Source organism: Maribacter dokdonensis DSW-8 (genome assembly GCF_001447995.1).
GTDB lineage: Bacteria > Bacteroidota > Bacteroidia > Flavobacteriales > Flavobacteriaceae > Maribacter > Maribacter dokdonensis.
Genome location: NZ_LDPE01000006.1, coordinates 74971 through 99113 on the forward strand (window position 1 = coordinate 74971; position 24143 = coordinate 99113).

Sequence of the window (24143 nt, forward strand, 5' to 3'; positions counted from 1 at the left end):
AAAGTTCTGCTATATTTGATTACTTATTAAACTAACAATGATATGAATACTATTAAAACAGCTGTATTTGTTTTTCTGACGGCAATCGGTTTAACATGTGCACAAGCGCAAGAAGGTCATCCTTTAGAGGGAAAATGGAATTTGACAATTGATCAAGAAGGAGAGAAGCTACCATCGTGGTTAGAAATTAGGCACTCGGGCACCAATACATTGATCGGAAGATTTACATATGCTTTTGGTAGTGCAAGACCTGTAGCCGAAATAGAAAAGCACGGAGAATTATTTTCTTTTGAAATACCTCCACAATGGGAGCCAGGAGCTGCCAATATGGAATTTGAAGGAAAAATAGTAGGAGAAGGGCTAGAAGGAACCATGATATATGTAGATGGTAAAACATATAATTGGACAGCAACAAAATCACCAAAATTACCATACTATGAAAATGCAAAAGAAGGGAAGACCATAAAACTTTTTAATGGTAAGAACTTAAATGGTTGGATGATGAAACCGGGCAATCAATGGGCAGTGTTAGATGGTATATTGACCAGTGCAAAACCTGGAGTCAATTTAGTATCTGAAGAAAAATTCAAGGATTTTAAATTGCATGCAGAATTTAGGTATCCTGAAAATAGTAATAGCGGACTTTATTTAAGAGGCCGTTATGAAGTGCAAATAGCTGATAACATTGGGTTGGAACCTTCTTCAATTTATTTTGGTGGAATCTACGGATTGTTGACCCCGAACGAAAATGCCGCTAAGAAAGCGGGCGAGTGGCAAACCTATGATATTACATTGATAGGTAGAAGAGTAACCATAGTTGCCAACGGAAAAACTATTATCTCTAATCAGAATATAGACGCTATGACAGGTGGAGCTTTAGATAATAATGAAGCAGAGGCGGGACCTATTATGATTCAAGGCGATCACGGACCTGTAGAATTTAGAAAACTAGAAATTACGCCATTGAGCAAAGGTTAATTTAAAGTATAGGGATAAAAGCCTCTATTTTAGAGGCTTTTTTTATGCTTTTTTATTGAGCGTAGTTATTAAAGCAAGCGATTTCTCTTCCTCATCTTTGTGCACAAACACCTCAATAAGTTCGGGCAAAGGACTGCCAAAACCCGCTAACCTAGCAGATTCGGTTTCGTCTTTGATTACGGCCTTGATATTGTTGTCTTGTAAAGTTAGTTTTATACGTTGAGCTTCTATTTTATTACCGCCAAATACTTTTATATAGTCTGTGTCCATTTTTTTTTTTTTAATTTAAAAGAATTGTTTTTCCGCTTTTAGCACTCTTGATGGCAGATTCAAGAATTTCCATAGTTATCATATTGTTTTCTAAAGAGTATACATTGTACGGTTCTAATTGAAGTGTACCATTAATAACTGCAGCAAAAACGGCGAAAGGGTCATTGTAGGGCTCTTCCCGCTCTCCCAGAAGAAATGTTTCTTCGGTATAATCGCTATAGCCCTTAGAAAGTCTTATTCTTAATTGGGTAGGATTGTCAGAGTAAATAGCACCTTTAGTGCCATAAAGTTCCATATCTTTTCTGCCAATTGGCCAGTTCCAAGAAGGTTCTAAAATGGCCATTTCATTCTCATAAGTTAATATAATAGTTGCATCGTCATCAACATTCGGGTTGTTTTCTTTTTGTAGTTGCTGAGTTACGGCAGTAATGCTTTTTGGTCTTTTACCCTTGGTTATCCATGTCATTAAATTGGCGCCATAGCAACCAAAATCTGTTAAAGCACCGCCACCGTTTAAATTGGGGTCCGTTAACCATTCTAAAAATTCACTTGAGACGCGAATGTTTTTAGGTCCCTTATGTCCATCTCTAATAATTACCTTCCTTAATTCACCAATTTCTCCTTGTTGGTATAGGTCAATAGCTTTGACATTGGTTTTGTACCATGAAGTTTCATAATTGGTCAATACCCGAATATTATATTTGTCTGCGAGTCTTTTAATTTCCTTCGCATCATCATAGGTAGTTGCCAATGGTTTTTCTACCATAACATGAATTCCTTTTGGGGCACATGCTTTCACTACTTTTAAATGATCCTTAATGTTGCCAAAAGCTGCAACTGCATCAGGGTTGACCATGTTAATCATTTCATCCATGGTACTGAAAACGATATCCATAGAGAAACCAAATTCTTTGGAAAGTTTTATGGCCAGTTCTTGGTTGGGTTCTACAATTCCTACCATGTTCATATCCGGTTGCTGGCCTCTGCCAAGAATCCATCCAACGTGTCCATGGGTTAGTCCTGCTACTCCTAATTTTAACGGAGGTTCTTGAGCGTAGACCAAGGTCGTTATAATCAAGGTTAAAACTAGAAGTATATTTTTAAAATTAAAGTTAGTTGACATTATCAATTAATTCATGGGTTGGCTTTTGTTCCAATAAATTTGTACTTATGGTAAAGTAAAATGTACTGCCTATGTTTTCTTCGGAAGTCACCCATATTTTACCTAAATGATGATCTACAATTTTCTTACTCCCGTAAAGCCCAATACCTGAGCCTTCAAATTTAGATTGGTTGTGTAATTTGTGAAAGGCATTAAATATTTTTTCTGACTGTTCGCTTGGAATTCCTATACCGTTATCTGCAACGCTGAATAAATAATCATTCTCTCTTTTCTCAGATGTAATGGTGATTATTGGCTCCTGAGCAGATGATTTAAATTTTAAAGCGTTGTGAACTAAATTCTGAAATAACATTCTAATGTCGCTTGGTCTGGCAACAAGGGTTGGTAATTCATTAAATTTAATTGTAGCCTTTGTTTCTTTAATTTTTTCAGAAAGGTCATCAAGAACAGATTGCAATATTGCAGTAACGTTTACAGATTCCATACCGCTTGAGTTTCCAATTTCAGCATATTTTAAGAGACCTTCTACTAAGTTTGTAAGTCTAGTAGAACTGCCCTGCAAATGTTTAAGATAACTACTGAAATTAGCATAACTAGAAATGGCGTGTTGTTTTTCCAATTCGCTGGCAATAACATTTATGTTGTTCAATGGTCCTCTAAGGTCATGGGTAACTATAAAGGTAAATTCTTCTATATGGGTATTTTTAAGTTTTAATTCATTGTTCAATACCTCTAGTTTTTTATTCTGGTACTTTAGGTTGTCTTGTGCCTTTTTTAAGTTGAGTTCACTTTCTTTTAAAGCTTCAATATGATTTTCCAAATCTGTAGTATAAGCCCTAGTTTTATTTTGATCGTACATTCTAAAGGTTAGTGATAGCCAACCTAAACTTGCTAAAAATGCAAACACTTCATCAAAAGGAACGTCTATGGTGCCAAGTATTGGACCATACATAGTAACATAAATAGTAGGCAGTATAAACGCAAGTACATCAAAAAAAATGATGATGTTTCTTAACCTAGGATTTTTACGATACCCGATAAACGCTAGAAAACCCATGGTAGCAAAGGCGACTCCTTGTCCAAAATAGCCACCAATTAGGAGTATAAGCGACATAAAAACCAATGGAGGTAATAATGTCATGTATAACCTAGTTGCTTGTCGGTAGTCTAATCGATTTAAGATAAAACCAATGCCAAATACCACTGCAACAATAAGAGCGAGAATTTGTTCTATATACGAATGAAAAATTAAGGTGTATATAAAAACCAAAAAAGTAAAAATAGCGGATATGATGGTAATTAAACCAAATTCGTCGGTAATGTCCCTGCTTTTAGCTTTATGATTTTTTGATGTCGTATTTAACTGTGACAAATGATTTAAATTTTGATGTAGTCAATTTGAGTTCTAAACAAATAAACAAGAGCGTTAATGTTTGATCAATATCAAATTAAAAGTAATTGTTATACATATATTCGTTATTAATGAAATAGAAACATAACTCAAACAGGGGAAGTTGTAAACAATTTAATTTCTACTTAAATATAATCAAGTAATAATTAATAAGCACATATTTTTTGCTTTAAAATGGCTTTTTAATTTATTGCATTGGTATTTCCATTAGCAATATTTCAGTTTCGCTATTTGCAGTTATATTCAGGGAATTTACATCCCAGATACCTAAACCATCTCGGGAGTTCAACTTTTGGTTTTCAATTTCGACTTCACCTTTGATAACAAAAATATATACTCCGTTTCCATCCAAATGAACTGTATAATTGTCTGTAGCCCCGGTGTCATATTTTCCCAAATAAAACCATGCATTTTGTTGGATCCAAACTCCTTGATCGTCTTCGTTAGGAGATAATATTTGATATAAACTGTTTTTGGTTGCAATTTCAAAGGTTGAAATTTGATCATATCTTGGAGTTATATTTCGTTGATTAGGAATAACCCATATTTGCAAAAACTTGACCTCATCAACTGAACTTTGGTTATACTCACTGTGGGTAACTCCAGTACCGGCACTCATTACTTGAATATCTCCTGCTTTGATAATTGTACTATTGCCCATATCATCCATATGTTGAAGGTTACCTTCTAATGGTATGGAAATAATTTCCATGTTTTTATGGGGGTGTGCCCCAAAACCACGCCCCGCTGCAACCGTATCGTCATTTAAAACTCTTAAGGTTCCAAAATTCCTTCGTTCTGGGTTATAATAATTGCCGAAACTAAAACTATGATAAGAGTTTAGCCAACCGTGATCGGCATGACCTCTAGTGTCGGATTTGTGAAAAATTGTTTTCATTTTTTATATTTTTTATCATGCTTTTAGTCGAGAATTATGGCATAACTTTACCTTAGAATATATAATAAAATGCAGTGCTGAGTCTTTTGTGTTAGATTTTGATTCATACTGTGGAATTATTGATTCTATTAATTTACAGCATAATTTAATTCGCTTAAGTACGTTATAAAATAAAAATTCCTTTTTCCCCTAATATGAAATTTAATATACTATTTTTTGCTTTTATTTTTGGTGTTTATGTGAATGCTCAAGATCCAAGCGATGCGGCTAAACATATAGGAGCAGGTGTGGTCATTGGTGCAGCAGGAGGATATGCAGCACATAAAATATCAGACGGACAACGTGGTTGGAAATGGGCAGGAGCAGTAGGTAGTAGTTTAGCCGCTGGTCTTGCGAAAGAAGCAATTTATGATCAGTCTAAAGGGTATGAATGGGAAACTAAAGATGTTTTGTATACTACTTTAGGCGGTGTTCTTGCAGGGATGGCGATTGATATATTGACTGATAATAGTAGAAGAAGAAGTGGTGGGGGTAAAAGCTGTGGCTGTCTCGTAGCTCATTTTGATAGTAATAAAGTTCAACTCCCAAAGTTCGTTGAAACTGGCACTGGTGATATATTCTCAGAGGTACAGGCAGCCTATTTACTGAATTGATTTATAATAACCCTTTTGCTTTTATCTCTAAATATTTATTGATGGTGTTTATGGTAAGGTCTTCGGGCTTTGTCAGTATGGTCTGTATGCCATACTTTTTTAGTTCATTGACCACTAGTTGTTTTTCATAAATAAATTTCTCTGCAATTGCCTGTTCAAAAACTTCTAGTGTATTGTTGGGTTTACATTTTGCATACGATACAAGTTCTGAGTTTTCAAAGAAAATAACGACCAGTAAATGTTGTTTGGCAATAGCTTGCAAGTAAGGAAGTTGGCGATGCAGGGCATCAAGGGTTTCAAAATTGGTATACAGTAATAATAGACTCCTTTGTGGTAAATTTCTTTTGACATCAATATATAATCTACTGAAATCACTTTCAACAAAGTTGGTCTTGAGGTTGTAAAGTGTTTCTAATATTAAGTTCATTTGTGAACTTCTGCGCTCTGCAACAACTCTGTTTTCTATTTTATTGCTAAAAGAGAAAATACCTGCTTTGTCATTTTTTTTGAGGGCAATGCTGCTGATGACCAAGGTAGCGTTTATGGCGTAATCTAGTAAGCTGAGTGAATTAAAAGGCATTTTCATAACCCTGCCTTTATCAATAACAGAATAAATCGGCTGTGACTTTTCATCTTGAAATTGGTTGACCATTAGTTGCCCTCTTTTGGCAGTGGCTTTCCAATTTATATTTCTTATATCATCACCTTGTATGTAATCTTTGATCTGTTCAAACTCCATCGTATGACCGATTCGTCTAATTTTTTTAATGCCAAATTCAAGTAATCTGTTGCTGAATGCCATTAGGTCATACTTGCGAAGTTGTAAAAAAGAAGGGTAAACAGGTACTTCTTTATCTTGGTCAAACGTATATTTTTTAGCTAAAAGTCCAATGGGTGAAATGGCGAATAAATTTAAATTTCCAAAACTATAAACGCCCCTTTCTACGGGTCTTACAGCATAGGAGTATAGTTTCTGCTCTCCCGGTTTTAATAGGCTGTTAAAATTAAAATCTCGATTTTGAAATTGAAACGGAAGTTCATCTATAATGGTTATTTGAGCAGAAAACAAATACTTGTTGGTGACTTCTATCTTAATCGTATTGTCATCACCATTAGAAAGTTTGTCGGTAACAATTCTATGCGCTGTAATTTGCCCTTTTGACAGAAAAAGTAAAATGGCATCGGTAATAAGTAAAGCTAAAAAAAGGTAAAATAGAAGCTTTGGAATATATGCAATGTTTTCAAAAATATAAGATAGTAGAAAACATAGGATAACTCCTGATAACACCAAGAAGAACCTTTTTTGAATAAATATATTTTTGAAAATCTTTTTCACTGAAGTTTATCTTGGGATTTCTATGGTTTGAATTAAATCCTTGATCATTTTCTCAGCTGTATAACCCTCCATTTCACGTTCTGGAGTCAGAATAATTCTATGGCATAGTATAGGGCTTACTACTTTCTTTATATCATCTGGTGTAATAAAATCTCTTCCGTTAATGGCGGCAACGGCTTTAGAAGCATCTAAAATGGCAATAGATGCCCTTGGAGATGCGCCTAAATAAAGGTTGGCGTTTGTTCTGGTATTATTAACGATTGCTGCAATATATTTTAGAAGATTATCTTCCACGACAATATCTTTGATGACCTTTTGGTAAACGGCAATTTGTTCAGCCGAAAGAATAGCATCTATAAGCGATTCTACATTATTGTTTTTTTGATGGTGTTTATTTTCTAAAATCTGTACTTCTTCTTCTAAAGTTGGGTAGTGCACATTGATTTTAAAAAGAAAACGGTCTAATTGGGCTTCGGGTAATCTGTACGTGCCTTCTTGCTCTACAGGGTTTTGGGTAGCAAAAACCAAAAACGGTGGTTGCATGTCAAATTCATTACCATCTATGGTTATTTGTCTTTCTGCCATAGCTTCAAAAAGTGCAGCCTGTGTTTTTGCCGGAGCTCTGTTTATTTCGTCGATCAATATAATATTTGAAAAAATAGGACCCTTTTTAAATTCGAATTCAGATGTTTTAACATTGAAAATAGATGTTCCAAGAATATCGCTAGGCATTAAATCTGGCGTAAACTGTATTCTGCTAAAATCTACGTTCATAGTTTTTGCAAGTAGTTTTGCGGTTACAGTTTTGGCAACACCTGGAACCCCTTCTATAAGTGAATGACCGTTGGCTAAAATTGAAACGATCAAAAGTTCGATCATTTCTTGTTGACCGATTATAACCTTTCCTAATTCGGCTTTTACCTTGGTAACAGAATCTTGAAGCTTGGTAAGATCTATTCGAGAATTAAATTCTACCTGTTGTTCGTCTTGTGTGTTATCTTCCATAAGATTGTTTAAATGTATTTATTTTCTTGGCAAGTACTATAGCGTCTTGTTCAGAATGTATAGGTTTGTTTTTAAGACTAAGAATGAACTCGATGAGGTCTTTGGTTTCTTCTATCGATTTTCCTGCCTTAGCACTTAATTGTGCTATTAGTTTTTCATCAAGAACCGTAGTGTTTACATAAAACCTATTTCTAATATGGGTTAAAAAATAGGTGATTTTTTTATGGTTCAAGTTGGTGTAGTCTTTCTTTTGATGGTATAATGACCCCACGGTTTTAGCAAATTCTACAGAAGAATTTTCTAATGGTTTTATAATTGGTATTATTCGTTGCTCTCTTTTTGCCTTGAAAATAACAAATAGCAATAAACCAGTAATTGTTAGGTAGTAACTCCATTTTAAAGCAGATTGATTTAAAACGAACCGCATTGGGGAGGTAATTACTTTACGCCCAGATTTCTTATAATCGTCCCATATTAGGGTATTGTTATTCAAATAAGCGAAACTTTGACTACTGTAACCAATTTTATCACTTAACATATAATAGTTGGTATAAGCAATAGGCAGGGTGTTGATAATAAAATTTCCTTTGCCAAATGAAGTTTTTATGAAGTTGGGACTTATTTTTATTTCATTGGGGGTTTTATTTAACAATGTGGAACTTTTCACGTGAATATGACCTAAAATTTCTGTTTTGGCGGTATCAATACTGGTTAAATATGCAGGGTTGACACCTCTTTTAAAATAGAAAGCCTCTTCATTAAAATATGTATTGGTAAATGATGCTTTAGTTGAATCTTCTTTTATATCATACCGTTGTTCAATGGTGATATTTAATGTGTCTGCCAATTTACCGGTAAGGTTGCTCGTAGCTATGAATACCTGATTGCCTTCGTCTACAAATTTTAGTAGTTGGTTTGTTTCCTGTTCGTCCAAATAAATAAAATCATTGATCAAAATGTAATTGGCGGCAGTTGAGGTATCTCGATCTACTAGCACATCATAGATGTTTTCTTCTACAGTTTCAATATCGTTATGTGGAAAAATAGATGCTAACTCATTGTAAAGCACGTAGCAACCGAACGGAATTTTAGATGCCAATGTGTAAGACGGGCTCCAATTGATCGGTCTTGGGCGTACTATTTCTGTTACAATGATACCAATAAGCACCGCAACCAAAAGACCAAGTATTATTTTAGAACGTTTTCCCAAGTTACTATTGAATTAGTTTGTTGATTGCTTCAAAATCTAAGACAGATATGGTGTATCTATCATTATCTATATCTTGTTCTCCGTACCATATATAATCGTATAGATAGGCTATTCTTTTAAAACCTTGTTTTAACTGTGGTTGTTGAATCTCGTTAACATAATCTGTATTGGTTTTATCAAAATGCCAATCTATAATATCTTTTTTAGACAGTTTTTGCAGTGATAATAGAAACTGGTAACGTACCGCTAATCTGTAGTCCTTGTTTGCAAGGGCCTCATTCAATAAGTTGTCGATATCAACACCTTCAATGTGTTCTTCGGTAAGGTTAATATCGTTGATCGTTTTAGCCTTTTTTTGAAAGATTGCGTTGAAATTTTCATTGATCAGGAATTTTACGAGCAGGTAAATGGCGAGAATTCCTAATAAGATATAAATGAGATATTCTAAAAGTTGTAATACTTCTGGAGATAGGGTAATGCCAAACACATCGAATAGCCCTTGCCCAACCCAATTTAAAAATCGGGCAAATAAATTTTGAGATTCGCCGGTTTTAAAGGTATAATTGAATTCATCACCTGAATATTTCTTTGTCAGGTCATCTTCAAAATTTCTCAATGTTAAAACTGATGAAGTATCGGTTTTAACAATACTATCTGTTTTATGTTGAGCAAATGAGAAAAAGGTCATCAACAAAAAGAAAATATAAATGAATGGTAGTCTCAAATTAATCGTTTTGTCCTATTTGTTCAATTCTTGCCCTTGTATTTTCATTATAAGTCTTTTCATGTAATGCATAATATAATATGCCATTGATAAACTGGGAAAGACATTGTCCGTATACCGCAATAATCAGGAAAATGGATAACCCTAAAGTGTAAACAATTGTTGAAACAATGGAATTTGTATAATCTACATCGTTCTCTACAACATGAAAAGTATACACCCCTATTATAATACCGGGTATGATCAAAGCGATCATTAATAGCAAACCTAATAATAAACCTAAAATAAAGTTTACTCCTATAGATTTCCAAAAACTACCGGTTACAAGTTTCCAACCTTCGCCCAAGGCATCGGTAACGCTTTTTTTATTTTGGAGCATATCAAAAAAAGAAACACCGATCCAGGCTGTTAAAAAGAACTGAACAATATACTGGGCAAAAAAGCCTAGTAGGGGTATAATGGCTAAAATTATGGCCACTATAAAATAGACAAGGTAAATAGGTATAAGCAATAAGACAAAAAGCAGAATATTTCCAAATTGGCTTTTGGCATATTGCCAAACTTCTTTTTTGTCTACGTTAGAATCTTTGGTTTCCTCATATTTTATCATATAACTGGTAGAAAGCGAATAATTTAGAAAAGCAACTCCCAGAAAAATAACAAAGAATAAAAATCCTCCTATACCTAAATAAACATAATAATCTTCTTCGGCAGCTAAATTATCGGAAAACGGACTTTGCCCAGATTCGTGTGCTATCATTCCTATAAAACCAGAAACCAATAGGTAACTGGTAATTAAAAGTCCTATTAAGAAAACACCATTGTAGCTTAAGAAAACATTGGTAAAGCTTTTTATGTTCTGTTTAAAAAAATCAAAATAAGCGGAGATAATACCGCCGAATTCACGATTAACCTTTAGCGGTATGTAATTGTCTTTCATGTTTGGTATTTAGTAAAATAGGATATGCTATGTAATAAAAAATGATTAGAAATAATGATGCTCCAATAATTATGAATGCCAACCAATTGGGCATATTGGTATACCTTGTTATAAATCCTTCAATAAATCCGGCAATTATAAAAAACGGTATGGTGCTGACTACAACTTTAAGTCCATCTTTGGCACCCTTCATAAAAGAGACGCGCCTAGCGTACGTTTTCGGAAAAAGTATGCTATTGCCCATTATTAGACCTGCACAGCCGGCAATAATAATAACCGATATTTCTATGGTACCGTGAAGCCAAATTTGTTTATTGGCCTCAAAGAAAACTCCTTTGGTATAAAAAAAAGTAATGAATGCCCCGAGCATTACACCATTTGAAAATAATATATATGCGGTGCCTATACTTGTGATTACCCCAAAGGCAAATGCTAAAAAGGCAACTCTAATATTGTTAATGGTAATTCCCAAAAAAGAACCAATTTCACTACCGCCTTTATAGATTGCTGCTGGATCACCGTTAGCTATGTTGTTAAGTGTTTCATTAACATAGGCATCACCTAAAATCAACCTTACAAAGGTAGCATCGTTAATAGCGGATAAAGAGCCAATGGCAGATGCGATAATAAAAATTAAAAAGGCAATGCCCAAGGTGTTATGGTACTGTCTAAAAAAAAGAGGGAATTCTGTAATCCAAAAACTGAGAATTCGATTTTTACTTTCCTTTTTGTTCTTATAGATTTTCTGGTGGGCAAGAGAAGCAAGTTCGTTTAAATACAATAAAGTCTTACTTTCTGCGTAATACGTTTGCGCGTATGCCAAATCATTGGTCAGTTGAATATAGCCATTGGCAAGTTCATCTGGGTCGGTAGAAGCACCTAGGTTAATAGCTTTTTCAAAAGCTATCCATTTTTCCTTATTTTGCTTTACAAAAGCAGCTTCGCGCATAAACTATATTTACCTTGTTAAATTTAAGATTAAATGAATAACCTTCAAATCAATACAACGCAAAATGTTAACCTTAATTATACTATTGTTAGTATTGGTGAAAGAATTGTAGCATTTTTTATAGATGCATTTATACTTTACCTCTATTTTATCTTGGTGAATTTAATTGGCGATGCTATAGGTTATATATATTCAGATGGATGGACGCAGAGAGGTTTAGTTGCTTTAATTTCTTTGCCGGCAATGTTTTATACACTTTTAATGCATATTACCTTTAATGGTAGAACCGTTGGTAAAATGATTATGAAAATGAGAGTGGTAAAGGTAGATGGTTCACCCGTTCATTGGAGTAATTATTTAATTAGATGGATGCTACGTTTGGTTGATATTTGGATTTTTCTTGGGTCTATAGGTTTGCTCACTATTTTATTCTCCGATAAAAAACAGCGTTTAGGTGATGCCGCGGCAGGTACGGTGGTCATTAGTACAAAGAATAGGACAAAGGTATCCCATACCATTTTAGAAGAGGTGGAAGATGCTTATGTGCCTCAAATCATGAATGTTACTATGTTGACCGATAAGGATGTTAGACTTATTAAAGAAACATTTGGGATAGCTAAAAAAAGTAATGATTTTAAGACGTTAAAAGCGCTTAGAGAGAAAGTTGAAAGTATCTTGCAGACCAATTCGGAATTGTACGATATTGCGTACTTGGATACCGTTCTAAAAGACTATAATTACTTTACGCAAAAGATCTAGCTCATGTTTTATTTCATTATCGATATTTTAGGAACCATTGCTTTTGCAATATCTGGGGTATTGGTTGCTATGGATAAAAGGTTAGATGTATTTGGGGTTTTGATCATTGCATTTGTTACAGCTGTTGGGGGAGGCACCTTACGAGATCTACTTATAGGTATTAAACCTGTTGGCTGGCTTAATGCCCCAGTTCATTTATTGATTATTGTAGTAACCGTATTGTTGGCAATCATTTTTGTGAAGCAATTAAAATACGTAAGAAAATCACTTTTTTTGTTTGACACCATTGGCATTGGTTTGTATACCATGGTAGGTATAGAAAAAGGTTTGGCGGCAGATCTTTTACCGGTAATGTGTATTGCTTTAGGAACCATTACCGCCTGTTTTGGTGGCGTTATAAGAGATATATTGTGTAATGAGATTCCTGTAATATTTAGAAAGGAAATTTATGCCACCGTTTGTATATTAGGTGGGTTGGTGTATTTTGTATTGATACAGTTTCCTGTAAAAGATACCATTGCTTATTCTTTGGCTATCCTTACTATAATAATTATGCGGGTATTAGCAGTTCGCTTCAAAATTTCCCTGCTCAATATTTATAGAAATCAAGCTTAATTCTGATTGGTTGGCTATAGTTGCTTATTCTATAACTTCAGCTTTTTGAATATAAACATTTCTCATAGGCCAATCTCCTTTTTCTACAGGTACGTTATTTATTTTATCAACCACATCCATGCCATCAATGACCCTTCCGAAAGGAGTATAGTTATCATCTAAGTGATATGAGCCAGGGTCTGTAACAACAATGAAAAATTCAAATGGTGATGCTAGTTTATGTGGATTGTCCATTTCACTACTTGGCATGGAAATAGTGCCCCTGTGATGCTTATGTCCTTTTCTGGTATCTGGCGGCAATAGATAACGACCAATTTTAGATCGTTTTTCTGCTGTCTTTTTGTCATCAGAGTTTCCACCTTGAATAATAAAATTCTTTACCACTCTATGAAACTGGGTATCGTTAAAATATCCTTTTTTGGTGAGGTAAATAAAGTTGGCCCGGTGGTAGGGTACATTATCAAATAATTCTACAGTAAAACTGCCAAATTTTGTGGTAATTCTGACCTTATTTTCTTTTAGGGTCTTTTCATAGTTGAAAAAGTAATCAATGGCATTCTCTTCGGTAAGTTCAAAAGCATCTTTTTCTTGTTCTTTTTCAGCTTCATTTTTAGTAATTTTAGTAGAGTCTATGGTTGTCTTGGCTACGGTAGTAGTACTATCAACTTTCTTAGGGGTATCTTTGCAACTGGCCATTGCAAAAAATACTAAGAGTAGTAAAGAATAGAATTTTGGTAAACGCATGAATTTTAATTTTTTTGAACAACAGATATCAAAAATAAAGGATCTACCGCTACCGGGAGAAGCTTCGCAATACAAAATGGCTCCAGAAAGCCGATTAGAAGAATTACAACGTATTAATATTTCTCAGAAAAACCCTAGAAGGGCAGGGGTAATGGCATTGTTTTACCCTACAAATAATATGGGAACAAACTTGCTTTTGATTTTACGTAAAACTTATAAAGGGGTACATTCTAACCAAGTTGCTTTTCCTGGGGGCAAAGAAGAAAAATCTGATGATGGCCTAATGACCACTGCGCTTAGGGAAACGTATGAAGAAGTAGGGGTGGCACCAAAAGACATTACGGTGATCAAAAAAATTTCAGAAATCTTTATACCTCCCAGTAATTTTATGGTTCAGCCTTATATTGGGCTATATCGAAATCCAAAACCATTTGTAAAACAAGATGCAGAGGTTGAGTTAATTTTAGAAGTTCCTGTATCGGATTTTTTAGATGATACATTGGTAGTTTCAAAAAAAATGACCACATCTTACGCTGTGGATATTGAAGTACCAGCCTTTAAATTAAACGGTTATATTGTATGGGGGGCAACGGCAATGATGATGAATGAGATTAAAGAGTTACTAAAGCAGGTGTTGTAAGGCATATTTAATTATTTTAGCATTCTATGGGATTATTTGATAAAAACCCTTTTGGGCATAATTTATTCATTAAAAAATGGCTAATACGCATTTTGGCCGTGCTATCGCATCAGCGGTATAAGCGCTTTAATACGTTGGAAATTGAAGGGTCTGATATTATTAGAAATTTACCGGATAAAAATGTGTTGTTCGTGAGTAACCATCAAACATACTTTGCAGATGTTGTGGCTATGTTTCATGTTTTTAATGCCAGTTTAAGCGGTCGTGAAGATTCCATTAAGAACTTGGGATATATATGGCAACCAAAATTGAATATGTATTATGTGGCCGCTGCAGAAACCATGAGGAAAAGTCTTTTGACCAAGATAATGGCCTATGCGGGATCGGTAAGTGTAGAGCGTACTTGGCGTTCAGAAGGCAAAGATGTTAAGCGCCAAGTGAAAATGAGCGATATTTCTAGTATAGGCAAGGCCTTGAACGATGGTTGGGTAATTACTTTTCCACAAGGTACAACTACCCCTTGGAAGCCTTTAAGAAAAGGTACGGCACACATTATCAAAAAATATAAACCAGTGGTTGTGCCAGTGGTTATTGATGGCTTTAGACGTTCTTTTGATAAAAAAGGACTTCGTGTTAAAAAGAAAGGAATACTTCAATCTATGGTTATTAAAGAGCCATTGGATATTGATTACGAAAATGAATCTACCGAATCTATAATAGAAAAATTGGAGTACGCTATTGAGCAGCACCCTTCATTTTTAAAAGTGATATCAAAAGCCGATCTTTTGGCTATTGAGGAAGAGAACAAACAGCGTAAATGGAATCCCCCTTCTTAAATAGTAAGGTTTCTAAGTTCACTGTAGTTCTGTTTTAGTTTTCTAAGTAGCAGTCCGTATAATAAGAAATAAATGCCACCCATGACCAAGGTTAGAATTACTCCAAAAATACCTATGGACATCATTATGGTAATTTTTAATTTTTCGGGTGATATGTTTGCAAGGCTATCTTTTAATTCTGGGAAGGCATTGACCATATTATCATTTAGGTAAACACCTATAATCATTATGATTATGGTCATCATTATCATGGATAATGAAAAAATAACGTAATGCTTAACGGTTTTTCTAGTCTTTATGATTTTCTTCATTAGACTTTTGGAGTTGTCCAAAACCGAAATTTCCTTAAATCTTTTATAGAACTGAAAAATAAAGTAAAAGGCTATGATATAAGTAAAGCCAGAGAGCACTACAAGGTATTTTGAGACACCTATGTTTTCATATAGCTCCATTCCATCACGCATAGATGGCAGTAGATATAAAAGGTGCGGTACGGTAAATTCCAATATACTAATGATAAGGATCCACCTAACAATTGAGGAAGATTTTTTCCATATCATTTTATGAATCTCGTCATAGCTTAATTTAGGAACATCGAATTCCTTTTTTTGCCAATCTTTCTTTAATAATTCCAGTTCATCCGTCATACGCCTATGGATTCAAAATGGTTCTTAATTTTGTTTTGATACGGTTCATTTTAACCCGTGCATTTACTTCGGAAATACCTAATGTTTCAGATATTTCAGTATAGTTTTTATCTTCAAGATATAAAAACACCAACGCTTTATCAACGTCATTTAATTGTTTGACCGCCTTGTACATTAATTTTAATTGTAGTTCTTCGGTCTCATCATATTCGTCGGCCTTGATCTTAAAAATTACAGACTCATAATCAGCTGTGTCAATTCTTCTTTTTTGTTTTCGATATAGTGTAATGGCAGTATTTAGTGCCACACGATACATCCAAGTACTGAATTTGGCATCGCCCCTAAATTTGGGATAAGCCTTCCACAATTGAATGGTAATTTCTTGAAACAGATCATTGTGAGAGTCGCGGTCGTTTGTATACAGCGTACACACTTTATGGACAATGTTTTGGTTGTCCTGTAGCTCGGTCACAAATTTGTGTTCAAGTTCTTTATTCACTCTTGGTTGGCTGTTCTTACGTTGTTAGTCTATAAAAGGTTTTGTTTGTTACAATATATTTAGAAATACATAAAAAAAAGTGCCAATTAATACCTTGGCACTTTTAAAATCGATAACATAAGACTCTATTTTCTATAATCTAAGGCAGGTGCTCTATCACCTAAAAGAGGAATGTATTTAAAATCTGCTCCTCTTTTTTCTAAAAATTCAGCTTTAGCGGTCTCTACTAATTTTTTATCCTTAAAAAGGTCTATTGCAGTTTTGGTCAAGGTCTTTGCGGCTACCATCATTCCTTTTCTACCAATGGAAGTTCCGCCTGCAGCAACCGCCTGCCAACTGTGAGCCGGTGTGCCAGGAACCCAGGTAGCGGTGCCAAAACCAACTGTAGGTACGGTAAAGCTAACATCGCCTACATCTGTAGAGCCGTAAGCCCTAGCTTCGGTTTTGTAAGGTTGAACATTTTTTGCGGTAGCAAGATCCGCTTTTTCCTGTCCTAAGGTTACAGCTATTTTATCGGCAAATTCTTTTTCTTCTGCTGTGTATTCTATACCGCCAACTTCAGAAAGATTATCGTGCATTACTTTTTGTAATGTTAGGTTGGGCAGTAATTCGTGTGTACCACCGATCATCTCATAGTCCATTGTTGTACCCGTACCCAATGCGGCACCTTCGGCAGCTTTTACCATTCTGTCGAATATATCGATCACAACATCACGCTTATTATGACGTGCATAGTAATAAACTTCTGCAAAATCTGGCACTACGTTGGGTGCTTTACCTCCAGCTGTAATAACATAATGTATTCTGGCCTCTTGCGGAATGTGTTCCCTCATCATATTGATCATCAAGTTCATGGCTTCAACACCATCAAGGGCAGAACGTCCTTTTTCTGGAGAACCGGCGGCATGGGCAGAAATACCATGAAATCTGAATTTTGCCGATTTATTAGCTAAAGCAGCACCTGCGCTAGCTGCATTTTGTGACCCGGGGTGCCAATGTAGCGCTATGTCTACATCATTGAAGAGACCTTCACGAACCATATAAACTTTACCCGATCCACCTTCTTCAGCAGGAGTTCCATAGAAACGTATGGTACCTTTTGCCTTATTGGCCTCTAACCATTCCTTTGTTGAAATTGCCGCTGCCGTAGATGCCGTACCGAACAAGTGATGACCACAGGCATGACCAGCGGCGGCACCAGCAGATTCTTTTTCAGCGGTAGCTTTTTGGGATAGTCCCGGTAATGCATCATACTCGCCCATAATGGCAATTACGGGACTGCCACTGCCATATTCCGCAATAAAAGCGGTAGGTATACCCGCTACTCCGGTTTTAATGGAGAAACCGGCATCCTTTAATGTTTTTTGTAATAGACCCGAGCTCTGTTCCTCTTGGTATCCCATTTCTGCGAATTCCCAAATATTTTGAGCTATATTTCCGTATTTATCACTTTTTTGCTCTAATTTTTTGATTATGTCTTTTTCGCTCTTCTGAGCATTCATAGAAAAAACTGAAGTACCTAGTACTGCCAGTAAAATAAGGGTTTTGCGCATTTTGGTGTTTGTTTGAGTTAGAGCTTAAAGATACTAAAAACACATTATTATTTTAAAGTAGGAGTCCATTTGTTTAATTTTGTCAGTAAGTAAACTACTATGAACATACCACTCTCAAGCTATCCTAGAATTGTAATTATAGGTGGTGGTTTTGGCGGAGTATCTCTAGCCAAAAAATTAAGTAAACAAGAAGTACAAGTTGTCCTTATAGATAAGAACAATTATCATACATTTCAACCACTATTATATCAAGTGTCTACAGGAGGTCTTGAACCAGATTCCATTGCCTACCCCTTACGCAAGGTATTGATCGGATATGATAATTTTTATTTCCGTTTGGCAGAAGTAGAACATATTGATGCGGCCGGTAAAAAAGTGAATACCAACATAGGGGATATAAGTTATGATTATTTGGTGGTAGCCACAGGTTCTGAAACCAATTTCTTTGGAAATAAGGAAATTGAGGAGCATGCCATGTCAATGAAATCAATTCCGCAATCATTGAACTTACGTAGTTTAATATTGGAAAATTTTGAGCAAGCGCTTCTTACCGATGTCTATCACGAACGCGATGCATTAATGAACTTTGTAATTGTTGGTGGCGGACCAACTGGTGTTGAGTTAGCAGGCGCTTTGGCTGAAATTAAAAAAGGAATTTTGCCAAAAGATTACCCTGATCTAGATACCCGAAGAGCACAAATTAATATTGTTCAAGGTGGAGATTGTTTACTGCCGGGTTTTAGTGCGCAAGCATCTAAAAAAGCAGAAGATTTTTTAGAAAAATTAGGGGTTCAAGTATGGAAAGGGGTTAGAGTTACCGGTTATAACGGTAAAACCGTTACCACAAAAACAGATTTGAAATTCGATTCTGCCGCCGTCATTTGGGCAGCTGGTGTTAAAGGAGCTGGAATTAAAGGATTGGATGGTGAAGATGTTGTGGCTGGTGGCAACAGATTAAATGTTAACGAATTTAATCAGGTAATAGGACATCCGGAAATATTCGCTATTGGCGATATTGCTTGTATGGCTACAGAAGATAACCCCCGTGGTCATCCAATGGTAGCTCAACCGGCAATTCAACAAGGCAGGTTGTTGGGTGAGAATCTGGTGAGGTTAATAGAACATAAGCCAATGAAACCTTTTGTGTATAATGATAAAGGTAGTATGGCTACTATAGGGAGAAATAAAGCAGTATGCGATATTAAGAAATTTAGGTTTCAAGGGGTATTTGCATGGTTCGTTTGGATGTTCGTTCATTTATTCTTTTTAATAGGGTTTAGAAATAGAATGGTCGTATTTATAAACTGGGTATACAATTATATAAGGTTCGATCGAGAGGCTAGATTAATTATTAGGCCGTATAAAAGAGATTACAGTCAGTTTAAAGACTAAAGAAGAGGTGTTATTTCTTGCTGCCGCAGTAAGTTAAGTGTTTGGTAGTTAAAGTTTTGATAAGTATTTCGTTAGGTGTACTATTTAAAATATCTTTTGTAGGAATTTATTTTCAACATCTGATATCCAACCTATGAAAGTTCTCGTGCGAAGTTTTCTGTTCATGTTTGTAATTGTTGTCAATGGTCAATCAATAGAAGAACCTCCAGAGAAAAATCAACCTTCTTCATTGACGGGAATAGCGGTTACGGGGCATGCATATCCTGTTTCTGCAATAGGTGATGTTCACAAATCTTTTATGGTTCAATATGGGGTTACAAAATCTCTGCAATTAGAACTTCAAGGGTTTTACGATACTTATATTTTGTCGGAAAGATTTCGATCTAGTTTAATGGTAAAGTATTATCTGAATAAAAGATTATACTTGCTCTCTGGTCTAGATGCAGAAATTGCAACTGAAAATTCAGAAGTTGGACAAGCACCTTATCGACTTGGCTTTGTAGCGGGAATGGGATATGATGTTACGGAGAATTTCATGCTTGAAATAAAAAGTAGTATTCAATTGAACGAAACTGGTATAGGTGCTTTTGGTGAAACTCAAATTGAAATGCCATCTGTTTATACCATTGGCAGTAAATGGAAATTTTAATAACTTTTTCTAGGGTGGTAGGTATTCATGACCTCCGCCAAATGAGATCGGTCTACGTGCATATAAATTTCTGTAGTGGTAATACTCTCATGTCCTAGCATTTGTTGAATTGCACGTAAATCTGCACCATTTTCAAGTAAATGAGTGGCAAATGAATGTCTAAAGGTGTGAGGGCTAATACTCTTGTTTAATCCAATAGTGGTCGCCAAGTTCTTAACAATAGTAAAAATCATGGCTCTGGTAAGTTGTTTTCCTCGTCGGTTCAAGAACAAAATATCTTGAAAGCCTTCCTGAATTTTTAAATGTACCCTAATTTCATTTCGGTAAATATCAATATATTTTTTATTCACATGACTTATAGGTATAAATCGCTGTTTATCACCTTTGCCGGTAACTTTAATAAAATCTTCATCAAAAAAAAGGTCGGAAATTTTTAAGCTAATTAGTTCGGAAACTCTTAAACCACAGCCATATAAAGTTTCTAGCATAGCTCTATTTCTTTCACCTTCTGGTGTACTTAGGTCAATGGCATTGATTAAATTATCTATTTCAGTTTCTGAAAGCGTATCAGGTAACTTTCGTCCAATTTTTGGAGATTCTATTAAGTCTAAAGGGTTGTCTTTTCTATAATCTTCAAAAATTAAGTAGCCAAAAAAGCTTTTTAAGCCAGATATGATACGTGCTTGTGATCTGGGGTTTACTACTTTGGCCGCCTCATATATAAATTGCTGAACGGTTTGTTTGTCAATAATAATAGGGGTGGTATTAATGTCGTTCGCTTCTAGGAAGGTCATAAGCTTTTCAATATCTCTAGAGTAACTTAGAATAGAGTTTTTAGATAGTCCGCGTTCCAGTTTAAGGTAGGTGGTAAAATCTTTAAGCGCATGTTTCCAATTCATGGTTTAAAGATAAAGAATACATTAATTCTGTAGTAAATAATGTATAGATGGAAGAAATACTGGTTTATTGGTATATGTAAATACTTGTTAAATTTTTACTTTTACACCTATTAACTATAAAATGGACTTTTAGTCAATAGTCCTATTAATCAATCAATTTTTAATTAAGTCAAGTACATTAAAAAAACAACAAAATGAAAAAACTATTATTTTTAGTAGCAGCGGTTATTTTAGGAACAAATGTTTCTAACGCACAATCTGATTACACATTTGCAGCCGGTTTAGGTCTAGATTTATTTTCTGGGGTAACATTAGTTGGTCCAAGTGCAAAATATTTCTTTGCAGAAGAGCATGCAGGTCAAGCGGAGTTGATGTTTGAAAGCGGATTAACAACTTTAACAGGTCTTTACGAATACCATGGCGATATTTCAGGAGCTGATGGTTTACAATGGTTTGCTGGTGCAGGTCCTTCAATCTTATTTTTTGGAGAAGGCATAGGGACAGAGATAGCACTTAGACCAATAGTTGGTTTAGATTATAAAATTGATGGAGTGCCATTAGCTTTTTCGTTTGACTGGAGACCCTTTATAGGTCTTGGTGATCTTCTTGGAAATGAAGTTGGTGCTTTTGGTATCGGCGTTAGATATGTAATTGAATAGAAATTTCAGCATTTGAATATTAAAAGGGGAAGCTAAGCTTCCCCTTTTTTTGTACTCCAATAGGTGATTTTGTTTTAAAATAGAATTATAAAACCTATTTAAAAGCAGTGTGTACAACTACTTTAAGGGTGTTCACAACAAAGATTCATGTAAGCTAAGTCTTACCTTTATTTTTGATGAAAACAAACCAAACCAACCATGAAAAAGTTTTTTATAGTACTTATTGTTTCATTTTTTTCGACCGGTATTTATGCTCAAGAAGGGTTTAAGCTAGGAATACAGGCAGGTTTGCCATTTAATGATTACAATGAAGCGGTAAGTGTAGTACTTGGTGCAGATTTCTCGTACATGTATCCGTTAGGTGAAGTTGTAGATGTTGGTCCGGCTATAGGGTATATACACGGTTTTGCTGAAACTTTTCAAACTACAATTATAAGGGAAGAGCAAAAAGCTGTTCAGTTTATGCCATTATCGGCAGGTGTTCGTTTTTGGACCTCCAATTATTTCTCTTTTGGCGGTAATGTTGGTTATGCCGTGGGTATCAATGATGGTAACGAAGGGGGGCTTTATTATAGACCTACTTTGGCTTACTTAATGAGTTCAAGTGTAGAGGTCAATGTTTCTTACACAGGTATAGATATAGATGAGACCTCTTGGACTACTTTGACACTGGGTATTGTTTTCAACTTTGAGCCTAAGTATAGAACTCGACGTTAGTTTCGCTGTTCTTTAGTTAACTATTATACTTCTTTGATTTCTTATTAATTGTTAAGTAACATTCGTTATTTTTGATATATGAAGATTATCATAATTAACGGTCCTAACCTAAATCTATTGGGTAAAAGGGAGCCAGAAGTTTACGGTGCACAGACTTTTGAAGATTATTTTTCAAAATTGCAGTTTAAGTTTAAAGATGTTGAGTTGGAGTATTTTCAATCTAACATAGAAGGAGAACTTATTTCTAAAATACAAGAAACTGGTTTTAGTTATGATGGTATAGTCCTTAATGCTGCGGCATATACCCATACTTCTGTTGGTATAGGAGATGCGGTAAAGGCTGTAGAAACTCCTGTCATAGAAGTTCATATTTCAAATACCCATAAGCGCGAAGAATTTAGGCATATTTCCTACATATCGCCTGCTGCCAATGGGGTTATTCTAGGCTTTGGATTAAAAAGTTATGATCTAGCCATTGAGAGTTTTTTATTTTAACTCAAAAAAATAATTAACATCTAGAGTACGGTGTACATTCGTAAATAATAGAAAACTATGCTGTTATGAAAAGAATTGTATTTCTGTTATTTGGTTTTGCTATATTACTTATTGTTTCATGTAGTGATAAAGACGAGTTGGCACTTAGTCCAAATCCAAACGCGCCTATTGATTCAGTTGGGGTATTGACGACCATAAATGCTTTTTCAAATTTATCTTTTTCCAATCCTTTGGATCTACAATCTCCAGATGATGAACGTAATAGAATTTTTGTAGCTGAAAAAGATGGAATTATAAAATCCTTTTCAAGTGAATCTGAGGTAGGTGAAGTAAGTACATTTTTGGATATTTCTGATCGCATAGCCACCGAGAGCGAACTAGGGTTGCTAGGCTTTACTTTTCATCCGGAGTTTAGTGCAAACGGTTTTTTATATGTTGTCTATACACCCAATGAAGAATTGGCGGTGATATCTCGTTTTAAGGTTTCTGAAAATGATTTGGATATTGTAGATATGTCTAGCGAAACTATTTTATTGGAAATTCCTCAACCAGATACTAATCACAATGGCGGGCAGTTGGCATTTGGACCTGATGGGTATTTATATATTGCATCTGGTGATGGTGGTGGCTCAGGCGATCCCAATGGTAATGCACAGAATTTAGAAAACTTTTTGGGTAAGATATTGCGTATAGATGTAAATACTACAGATGCTGGGTTAAATTACGCTATACCGGCAGATAATCCTTTTGTAGAAGTAGAAAATGCCAGGGGTGAGATATATGCATACGGATTAAGAAATCCGTGGAGATTTAGTTTTGATGTAGCTACCAATACCATTTGGGCTGGTGATGTTGGTCAAGGAGAGAAAGAAGAAATTAACCTTATTGAAAAAGGAGGTAATTACGGTTGGAATATTCTTGAAGGAACTTCTTGTTTTCTTGAAGATGATTGTGATAGCGCAAACACTATAGCGCCAATTTATGAATATGGTCATGAACAAAATGATAGGTCCGTTACCGGTGGTTATGTGTATAGAGGAAGCAGTTTACCTTCGTTACAAGGTTTGTATGTGTACGGTGATTTTGTATCCGGCAGAATTTGGGCTTTAGATGTAAACGGTAATAATAAATTGATCGTAGATACGGATTTGGCTATATCGTCATTTGGTACGGATGCAAACGACGAGTTGTATATATGTGCCTTTGATGGTAGTATTTATCAGTTGACTACTGAAATGGAAGAACAGCCTTAACCGTTGTCTTCTGGCTTTAAATATTTTTCTTCAACATAGAATGTTGCGAAGGGTAGAAGTGAAGCTATACCAAAAATGAAAACTTTCTTAAATGACCATTTATGGGTAAAGCCAACTATTAATGTAAGTGCTATAAAAGCGATAAAAAGCACTCCGTGGGCGTAGCCAACATATTTGTTTGGTTCTGGTATTTCAGCCCAGTATTTTAATGGCATGGTCACCCCGAACAACGCCAAATAGGAGATTCCTTCTAAAATTGCCGTTGCTCGAAATAACTTTAACATGCTAA

The 24143-nt window shown here is 35.2% G+C and carries 28 protein-coding genes; 12 read left to right on the plus strand and 16 right to left on the minus strand.

Going from position 1 to position 24143, the window contains the following annotated elements; translation table 11 throughout:
* Positions 1-42: 42 nt before the first annotated feature.
* Positions 43-978: a 3-keto-disaccharide hydrolase gene (locus tag I600_RS16780; RefSeq protein ID WP_058105722.1), complete on the plus strand. Its 936-nt coding sequence runs from the start codon at positions 43-45 to the stop codon at positions 976-978.
* 42 nt (positions 979-1020) lie between these two features.
* Here the strand turns inward: I600_RS16780 and I600_RS16785 are convergent, their stop codons facing one another.
* The 4 genes from I600_RS16785 to I600_RS16800 all read right to left on the minus strand — a co-directional run bounded on the left by I600_RS16785 (position 1021) and on the right by I600_RS16800 (position 4680).
* Positions 1021-1248: a putative signal transducing protein gene (locus I600_RS16785; protein WP_058105723.1), complete on the minus strand. Its 228-nt coding sequence runs from the start codon at positions 1246-1248 to the stop codon at positions 1021-1023.
* Between the two features lie 10 nt (positions 1249-1258).
* Positions 1259-2371: a Gfo/Idh/MocA family protein gene (locus tag I600_RS16790; RefSeq protein ID WP_058105724.1), complete on the minus strand. Its 1113-nt coding sequence runs from the start codon at positions 2369-2371 to the stop codon at positions 1259-1261.
* Positions 2361-3743 (minus strand): sensor histidine kinase, encoded by a 1383-nt coding sequence (locus I600_RS16795; RefSeq protein ID WP_058105725.1) that lies wholly within the window; start codon positions 3741-3743, stop codon positions 2361-2363. The genes I600_RS16790 and I600_RS16795 overlap by 11 nt, the downstream gene beginning before the upstream one ends.
* A gap of 226 nt (positions 3744-3969) precedes the next feature.
* The gene (locus I600_RS16800) at positions 3970-4680 is read right to left on the minus strand and encodes a pirin family protein (protein ID WP_058105726.1); all 711 of its coding nucleotides are present in this window, start codon (positions 4678-4680) and stop codon (positions 3970-3972) included.
* A gap of 194 nt (positions 4681-4874) precedes the next feature.
* Between I600_RS16800 and I600_RS16805 the strand changes: the two genes are divergently transcribed.
* On the plus strand, positions 4875-5333 hold the full coding sequence (locus tag I600_RS16805) for a hypothetical protein (RefSeq protein WP_058105727.1): 459 nt from the start codon (positions 4875-4877) through the stop codon (positions 5331-5333).
* Between the two features lies 1 nt (position 5334).
* Here I600_RS16805 and I600_RS16810 read toward each other — a convergent pair whose 3' ends face one another.
* The 6 genes from I600_RS16810 to I600_RS16835 are packed head-to-tail and all read right to left on the minus strand — an operon-like array spanning position 5335 to position 11497.
* Positions 5335-6669 (minus strand): DUF58 domain-containing protein, encoded by a 1335-nt coding sequence (locus I600_RS16810; protein WP_058105728.1) that lies wholly within the window; start codon positions 6667-6669, stop codon positions 5335-5337.
* A gap of 6 nt (positions 6670-6675) precedes the next feature.
* Complete coding sequence (locus I600_RS16815; protein ID WP_058105729.1) at positions 6676-7674, minus strand: AAA family ATPase; 999 nt, start codon at positions 7672-7674, stop codon at positions 6676-6678.
* Positions 7664-8884, minus strand: coding sequence for a DUF4350 domain-containing protein (locus I600_RS16820; protein WP_058105730.1), 1221 nt, complete (start codon positions 8882-8884; stop codon positions 7664-7666). The genes I600_RS16815 and I600_RS16820 overlap by 11 nt, the downstream gene beginning before the upstream one ends.
* A 4-nt stretch (positions 8885-8888) precedes the next feature.
* Positions 8889-9608: a DUF4129 domain-containing protein gene (locus tag I600_RS16825; RefSeq protein ID WP_157490926.1), complete on the minus strand. Its 720-nt coding sequence runs from the start codon at positions 9606-9608 to the stop codon at positions 8889-8891.
* A gap of 1 nt (position 9609) precedes the next feature.
* The gene (locus I600_RS16830) at positions 9610-10548 is read right to left on the minus strand and encodes a hypothetical protein (RefSeq protein ID WP_058105732.1); all 939 of its coding nucleotides are present in this window, start codon (positions 10546-10548) and stop codon (positions 9610-9612) included.
* A complete protein-coding gene (locus I600_RS16835; protein ID WP_058105733.1) occupies positions 10517-11497 on the minus strand; it encodes a stage II sporulation protein M in 981 nt (326 codons plus the stop codon). The genes I600_RS16830 and I600_RS16835 overlap by 32 nt, the downstream gene beginning before the upstream one ends.
* A 33-nt stretch (positions 11498-11530) precedes the next feature.
* Here I600_RS16835 and I600_RS16840 point away from each other — a divergent pair, with 33 nt between their 5' ends.
* Both I600_RS16840 and I600_RS16845 read left to right on the plus strand, forming a co-directional pair.
* Positions 11531-12256 carry an RDD family protein gene (locus I600_RS16840; protein WP_058105734.1) on the plus strand — a complete coding sequence of 242 codons (726 nt, stop codon included), beginning with the start codon at positions 11531-11533 and terminating at the stop codon, positions 12254-12256.
* A gap of 3 nt (positions 12257-12259) precedes the next feature.
* Complete coding sequence (locus I600_RS16845; RefSeq protein ID WP_058105735.1) at positions 12260-12871, plus strand: trimeric intracellular cation channel family protein; 612 nt, start codon at positions 12260-12262, stop codon at positions 12869-12871.
* Positions 12872-12895: 24 nt separating this feature from the next.
* Here the strand turns inward: I600_RS16845 and I600_RS16850 are convergent, their stop codons facing one another.
* A complete protein-coding gene (locus tag I600_RS16850; RefSeq protein WP_058105736.1) occupies positions 12896-13615 on the minus strand; it encodes a peptidylprolyl isomerase in 720 nt (239 codons plus the stop codon).
* Here I600_RS16850 and I600_RS16855 point away from each other — a divergent pair.
* Both I600_RS16855 and I600_RS16860 read left to right on the plus strand, forming a co-directional pair.
* Positions 13614-14255 carry an NUDIX hydrolase gene (locus I600_RS16855; RefSeq protein WP_058105737.1) on the plus strand — a complete coding sequence of 214 codons (642 nt, stop codon included), beginning with the start codon at positions 13614-13616 and terminating at the stop codon, positions 14253-14255. The two genes, I600_RS16850 and I600_RS16855, sit on opposite strands and share 2 nt — an antisense overlap.
* Positions 14256-14281: 26 nt before the next feature.
* Positions 14282-15091: a lysophospholipid acyltransferase family protein gene (locus I600_RS16860; RefSeq protein ID WP_058105738.1), complete on the plus strand. Its 810-nt coding sequence runs from the start codon at positions 14282-14284 to the stop codon at positions 15089-15091.
* On the opposite strand, the gene I600_RS16865 is transcribed toward I600_RS16860, so the two are convergent.
* From I600_RS16865 to I600_RS16875, 3 genes are all read right to left on the minus strand, one after another.
* The gene (locus I600_RS16865) at positions 15088-15738 is read right to left on the minus strand and encodes a hypothetical protein (protein ID WP_058105739.1); all 651 of its coding nucleotides are present in this window, start codon (positions 15736-15738) and stop codon (positions 15088-15090) included. The genes I600_RS16860 and I600_RS16865 overlap by 4 nt on opposite strands.
* 4 nt (positions 15739-15742) lie before the next feature.
* Positions 15743-16237, minus strand: a complete 495-nt coding sequence (locus I600_RS16870; RefSeq protein WP_058105740.1) for an RNA polymerase sigma factor — start codon at positions 16235-16237, stop codon at positions 15743-15745.
* 125 nt (positions 16238-16362) lie between these two features.
* Positions 16363-17790, minus strand: coding sequence for an amidohydrolase (locus tag I600_RS16875; protein ID WP_058105741.1), 1428 nt, complete (start codon positions 17788-17790; stop codon positions 16363-16365).
* 99 nt (positions 17791-17889) lie between these two features.
* Between I600_RS16875 and I600_RS16880 the strand changes: the two genes are divergently transcribed.
* Positions 17890-19182, plus strand: a complete 1293-nt coding sequence (locus I600_RS16880) for an NAD(P)/FAD-dependent oxidoreductase (protein ID WP_058105742.1) — start codon at positions 17890-17892, stop codon at positions 19180-19182.
* Between the two features lie 133 nt (positions 19183-19315).
* The gene (locus I600_RS16885; RefSeq protein WP_157490927.1) at positions 19316-19831 is read left to right on the plus strand and encodes a hypothetical protein; all 516 of its coding nucleotides are present in this window, start codon (positions 19316-19318) and stop codon (positions 19829-19831) included.
* On the opposite strand, the gene xerD is transcribed toward I600_RS16885, so the two are convergent.
* Entirely contained in the window at positions 19828-20730 is a 903-nt protein-coding gene (gene xerD / locus I600_RS16890) for a site-specific tyrosine recombinase XerD (RefSeq protein ID WP_058105744.1), read from the minus strand. The genes I600_RS16885 and xerD overlap by 4 nt on opposite strands.
* Positions 20731-20924: 194 nt before the next feature.
* On the opposite strand from xerD, the gene I600_RS16895 reads away from it, so the two are divergent.
* The 4 genes from I600_RS16895 (at position 20925) to I600_RS16910 (ending at position 23854) form a co-directional block, all read left to right on the plus strand.
* The gene (locus tag I600_RS16895; RefSeq protein WP_058105745.1) at positions 20925-21389 is read left to right on the plus strand and encodes a hypothetical protein; all 465 of its coding nucleotides are present in this window, start codon (positions 20925-20927) and stop codon (positions 21387-21389) included.
* A gap of 198 nt (positions 21390-21587) precedes the next feature.
* Complete coding sequence (locus tag I600_RS16900) at positions 21588-22106, plus strand: outer membrane beta-barrel protein (RefSeq protein ID WP_058105746.1); 519 nt, start codon at positions 21588-21590, stop codon at positions 22104-22106.
* Positions 22107-22184: 78 nt separating this feature from the next.
* On the plus strand, positions 22185-22601 hold the full coding sequence (gene aroQ / locus I600_RS16905; RefSeq protein WP_058105747.1) for a type II 3-dehydroquinate dehydratase: 417 nt from the start codon (positions 22185-22187) through the stop codon (positions 22599-22601).
* 65 nt (positions 22602-22666) lie between these two features.
* Entirely contained in the window at positions 22667-23854 is a 1188-nt protein-coding gene (locus tag I600_RS16910; protein WP_058105748.1) for a PQQ-dependent sugar dehydrogenase, read from the plus strand.
* Here I600_RS16910 and I600_RS16915 read toward each other — a convergent pair.
* Positions 23851-24138, minus strand: a complete 288-nt coding sequence (locus tag I600_RS16915) for a DUF3817 domain-containing protein (RefSeq protein WP_058105749.1) — start codon at positions 24136-24138, stop codon at positions 23851-23853. The genes I600_RS16910 and I600_RS16915 overlap by 4 nt on opposite strands.
* Positions 24139-24143: the final 5 nt, after the last annotated feature.

What these genes read in the sequence shown, in the direction of transcription:
- I600_RS16780 (WP_058105722.1), top strand. Translation starts at nt 43, where the DNA reads ATGAATACTATTAAAACAGCTGTATTTGTTTTTCTGACGGCAATCGGT.
- aroQ (WP_058105747.1), top strand. Translation starts at nt 22,185, where the DNA reads ATGAAGATTATCATAATTAACGGTCCTAACCTAAATCTATTGGGTAAA.
- I600_RS16880 (WP_058105742.1), top strand. Translation starts at nt 17,890, where the DNA reads ATGAACATACCACTCTCAAGCTATCCTAGAATTGTAATTATAGGTGGT.
- I600_RS16790 (WP_058105724.1), bottom strand. Translation starts at nt 2,371, where the DNA reads ATGTCAACTAACTTTAATTTTAAAAATATACTTCTAGTTTTAACCTTG.
- I600_RS16805 (WP_058105727.1), top strand. Translation starts at nt 4,875, where the DNA reads ATGAAATTTAATATACTATTTTTTGCTTTTATTTTTGGTGTTTATGTG.
- I600_RS16875 (WP_058105741.1), bottom strand. Translation starts at nt 17,790, where the DNA reads ATGCGCAAAACCCTTATTTTACTGGCAGTACTAGGTACTTCAGTTTTT.
- I600_RS16850 (WP_058105736.1), bottom strand. Translation starts at nt 13,615, where the DNA reads ATGCGTTTACCAAAATTCTATTCTTTACTACTCTTAGTATTTTTTGCA.
- I600_RS16855 (WP_058105737.1), top strand. Translation starts at nt 13,614, where the DNA reads ATGAATTTTAATTTTTTTGAACAACAGATATCAAAAATAAAGGATCTA.
- I600_RS16785 (WP_058105723.1), bottom strand. Translation starts at nt 1,248, where the DNA reads ATGGACACAGACTATATAAAAGTATTTGGCGGTAATAAAATAGAAGCT.
- I600_RS16830 (WP_058105732.1), bottom strand. Translation starts at nt 10,548, where the DNA reads ATGAAAGACAATTACATACCGCTAAAGGTTAATCGTGAATTCGGCGGT.
- I600_RS16845 (WP_058105735.1), top strand. Translation starts at nt 12,260, where the DNA reads ATGTTTTATTTCATTATCGATATTTTAGGAACCATTGCTTTTGCAATA.
- xerD (WP_058105744.1), bottom strand. Translation starts at nt 20,730, where the DNA reads ATGAATTGGAAACATGCGCTTAAAGATTTTACCACCTACCTTAAACTG.
- I600_RS16835 (WP_058105733.1), bottom strand. Translation starts at nt 11,497, where the DNA reads ATGCGCGAAGCTGCTTTTGTAAAGCAAAATAAGGAAAAATGGATAGCT.
- I600_RS16895 (WP_058105745.1), top strand. Translation starts at nt 20,925, where the DNA reads ATGAAAAAACTATTATTTTTAGTAGCAGCGGTTATTTTAGGAACAAAT.
- I600_RS16885 (WP_157490927.1), top strand. Translation starts at nt 19,316, where the DNA reads ATGAAAGTTCTCGTGCGAAGTTTTCTGTTCATGTTTGTAATTGTTGTC.
- I600_RS16840 (WP_058105734.1), top strand. Translation starts at nt 11,531, where the DNA reads ATGAATAACCTTCAAATCAATACAACGCAAAATGTTAACCTTAATTAT.
- I600_RS16900 (WP_058105746.1), top strand. Translation starts at nt 21,588, where the DNA reads ATGAAAAAGTTTTTTATAGTACTTATTGTTTCATTTTTTTCGACCGGT.
- I600_RS16860 (WP_058105738.1), top strand. Translation starts at nt 14,282, where the DNA reads ATGGGATTATTTGATAAAAACCCTTTTGGGCATAATTTATTCATTAAA.
- I600_RS16815 (WP_058105729.1), bottom strand. Translation starts at nt 7,674, where the DNA reads ATGGAAGATAACACACAAGACGAACAACAGGTAGAATTTAATTCTCGA.
- I600_RS16915 (WP_058105749.1), bottom strand. Translation starts at nt 24,138, where the DNA reads ATGTTAAAGTTATTTCGAGCAACGGCAATTTTAGAAGGAATCTCCTAT.
- I600_RS16800 (WP_058105726.1), bottom strand. Translation starts at nt 4,680, where the DNA reads ATGAAAACAATTTTTCACAAATCCGACACTAGAGGTCATGCCGATCAC.
- I600_RS16910 (WP_058105748.1), top strand. Translation starts at nt 22,667, where the DNA reads ATGAAAAGAATTGTATTTCTGTTATTTGGTTTTGCTATATTACTTATT.
- I600_RS16865 (WP_058105739.1), bottom strand. Translation starts at nt 15,738, where the DNA reads ATGACGGATGAACTGGAATTATTAAAGAAAGATTGGCAAAAAAAGGAA.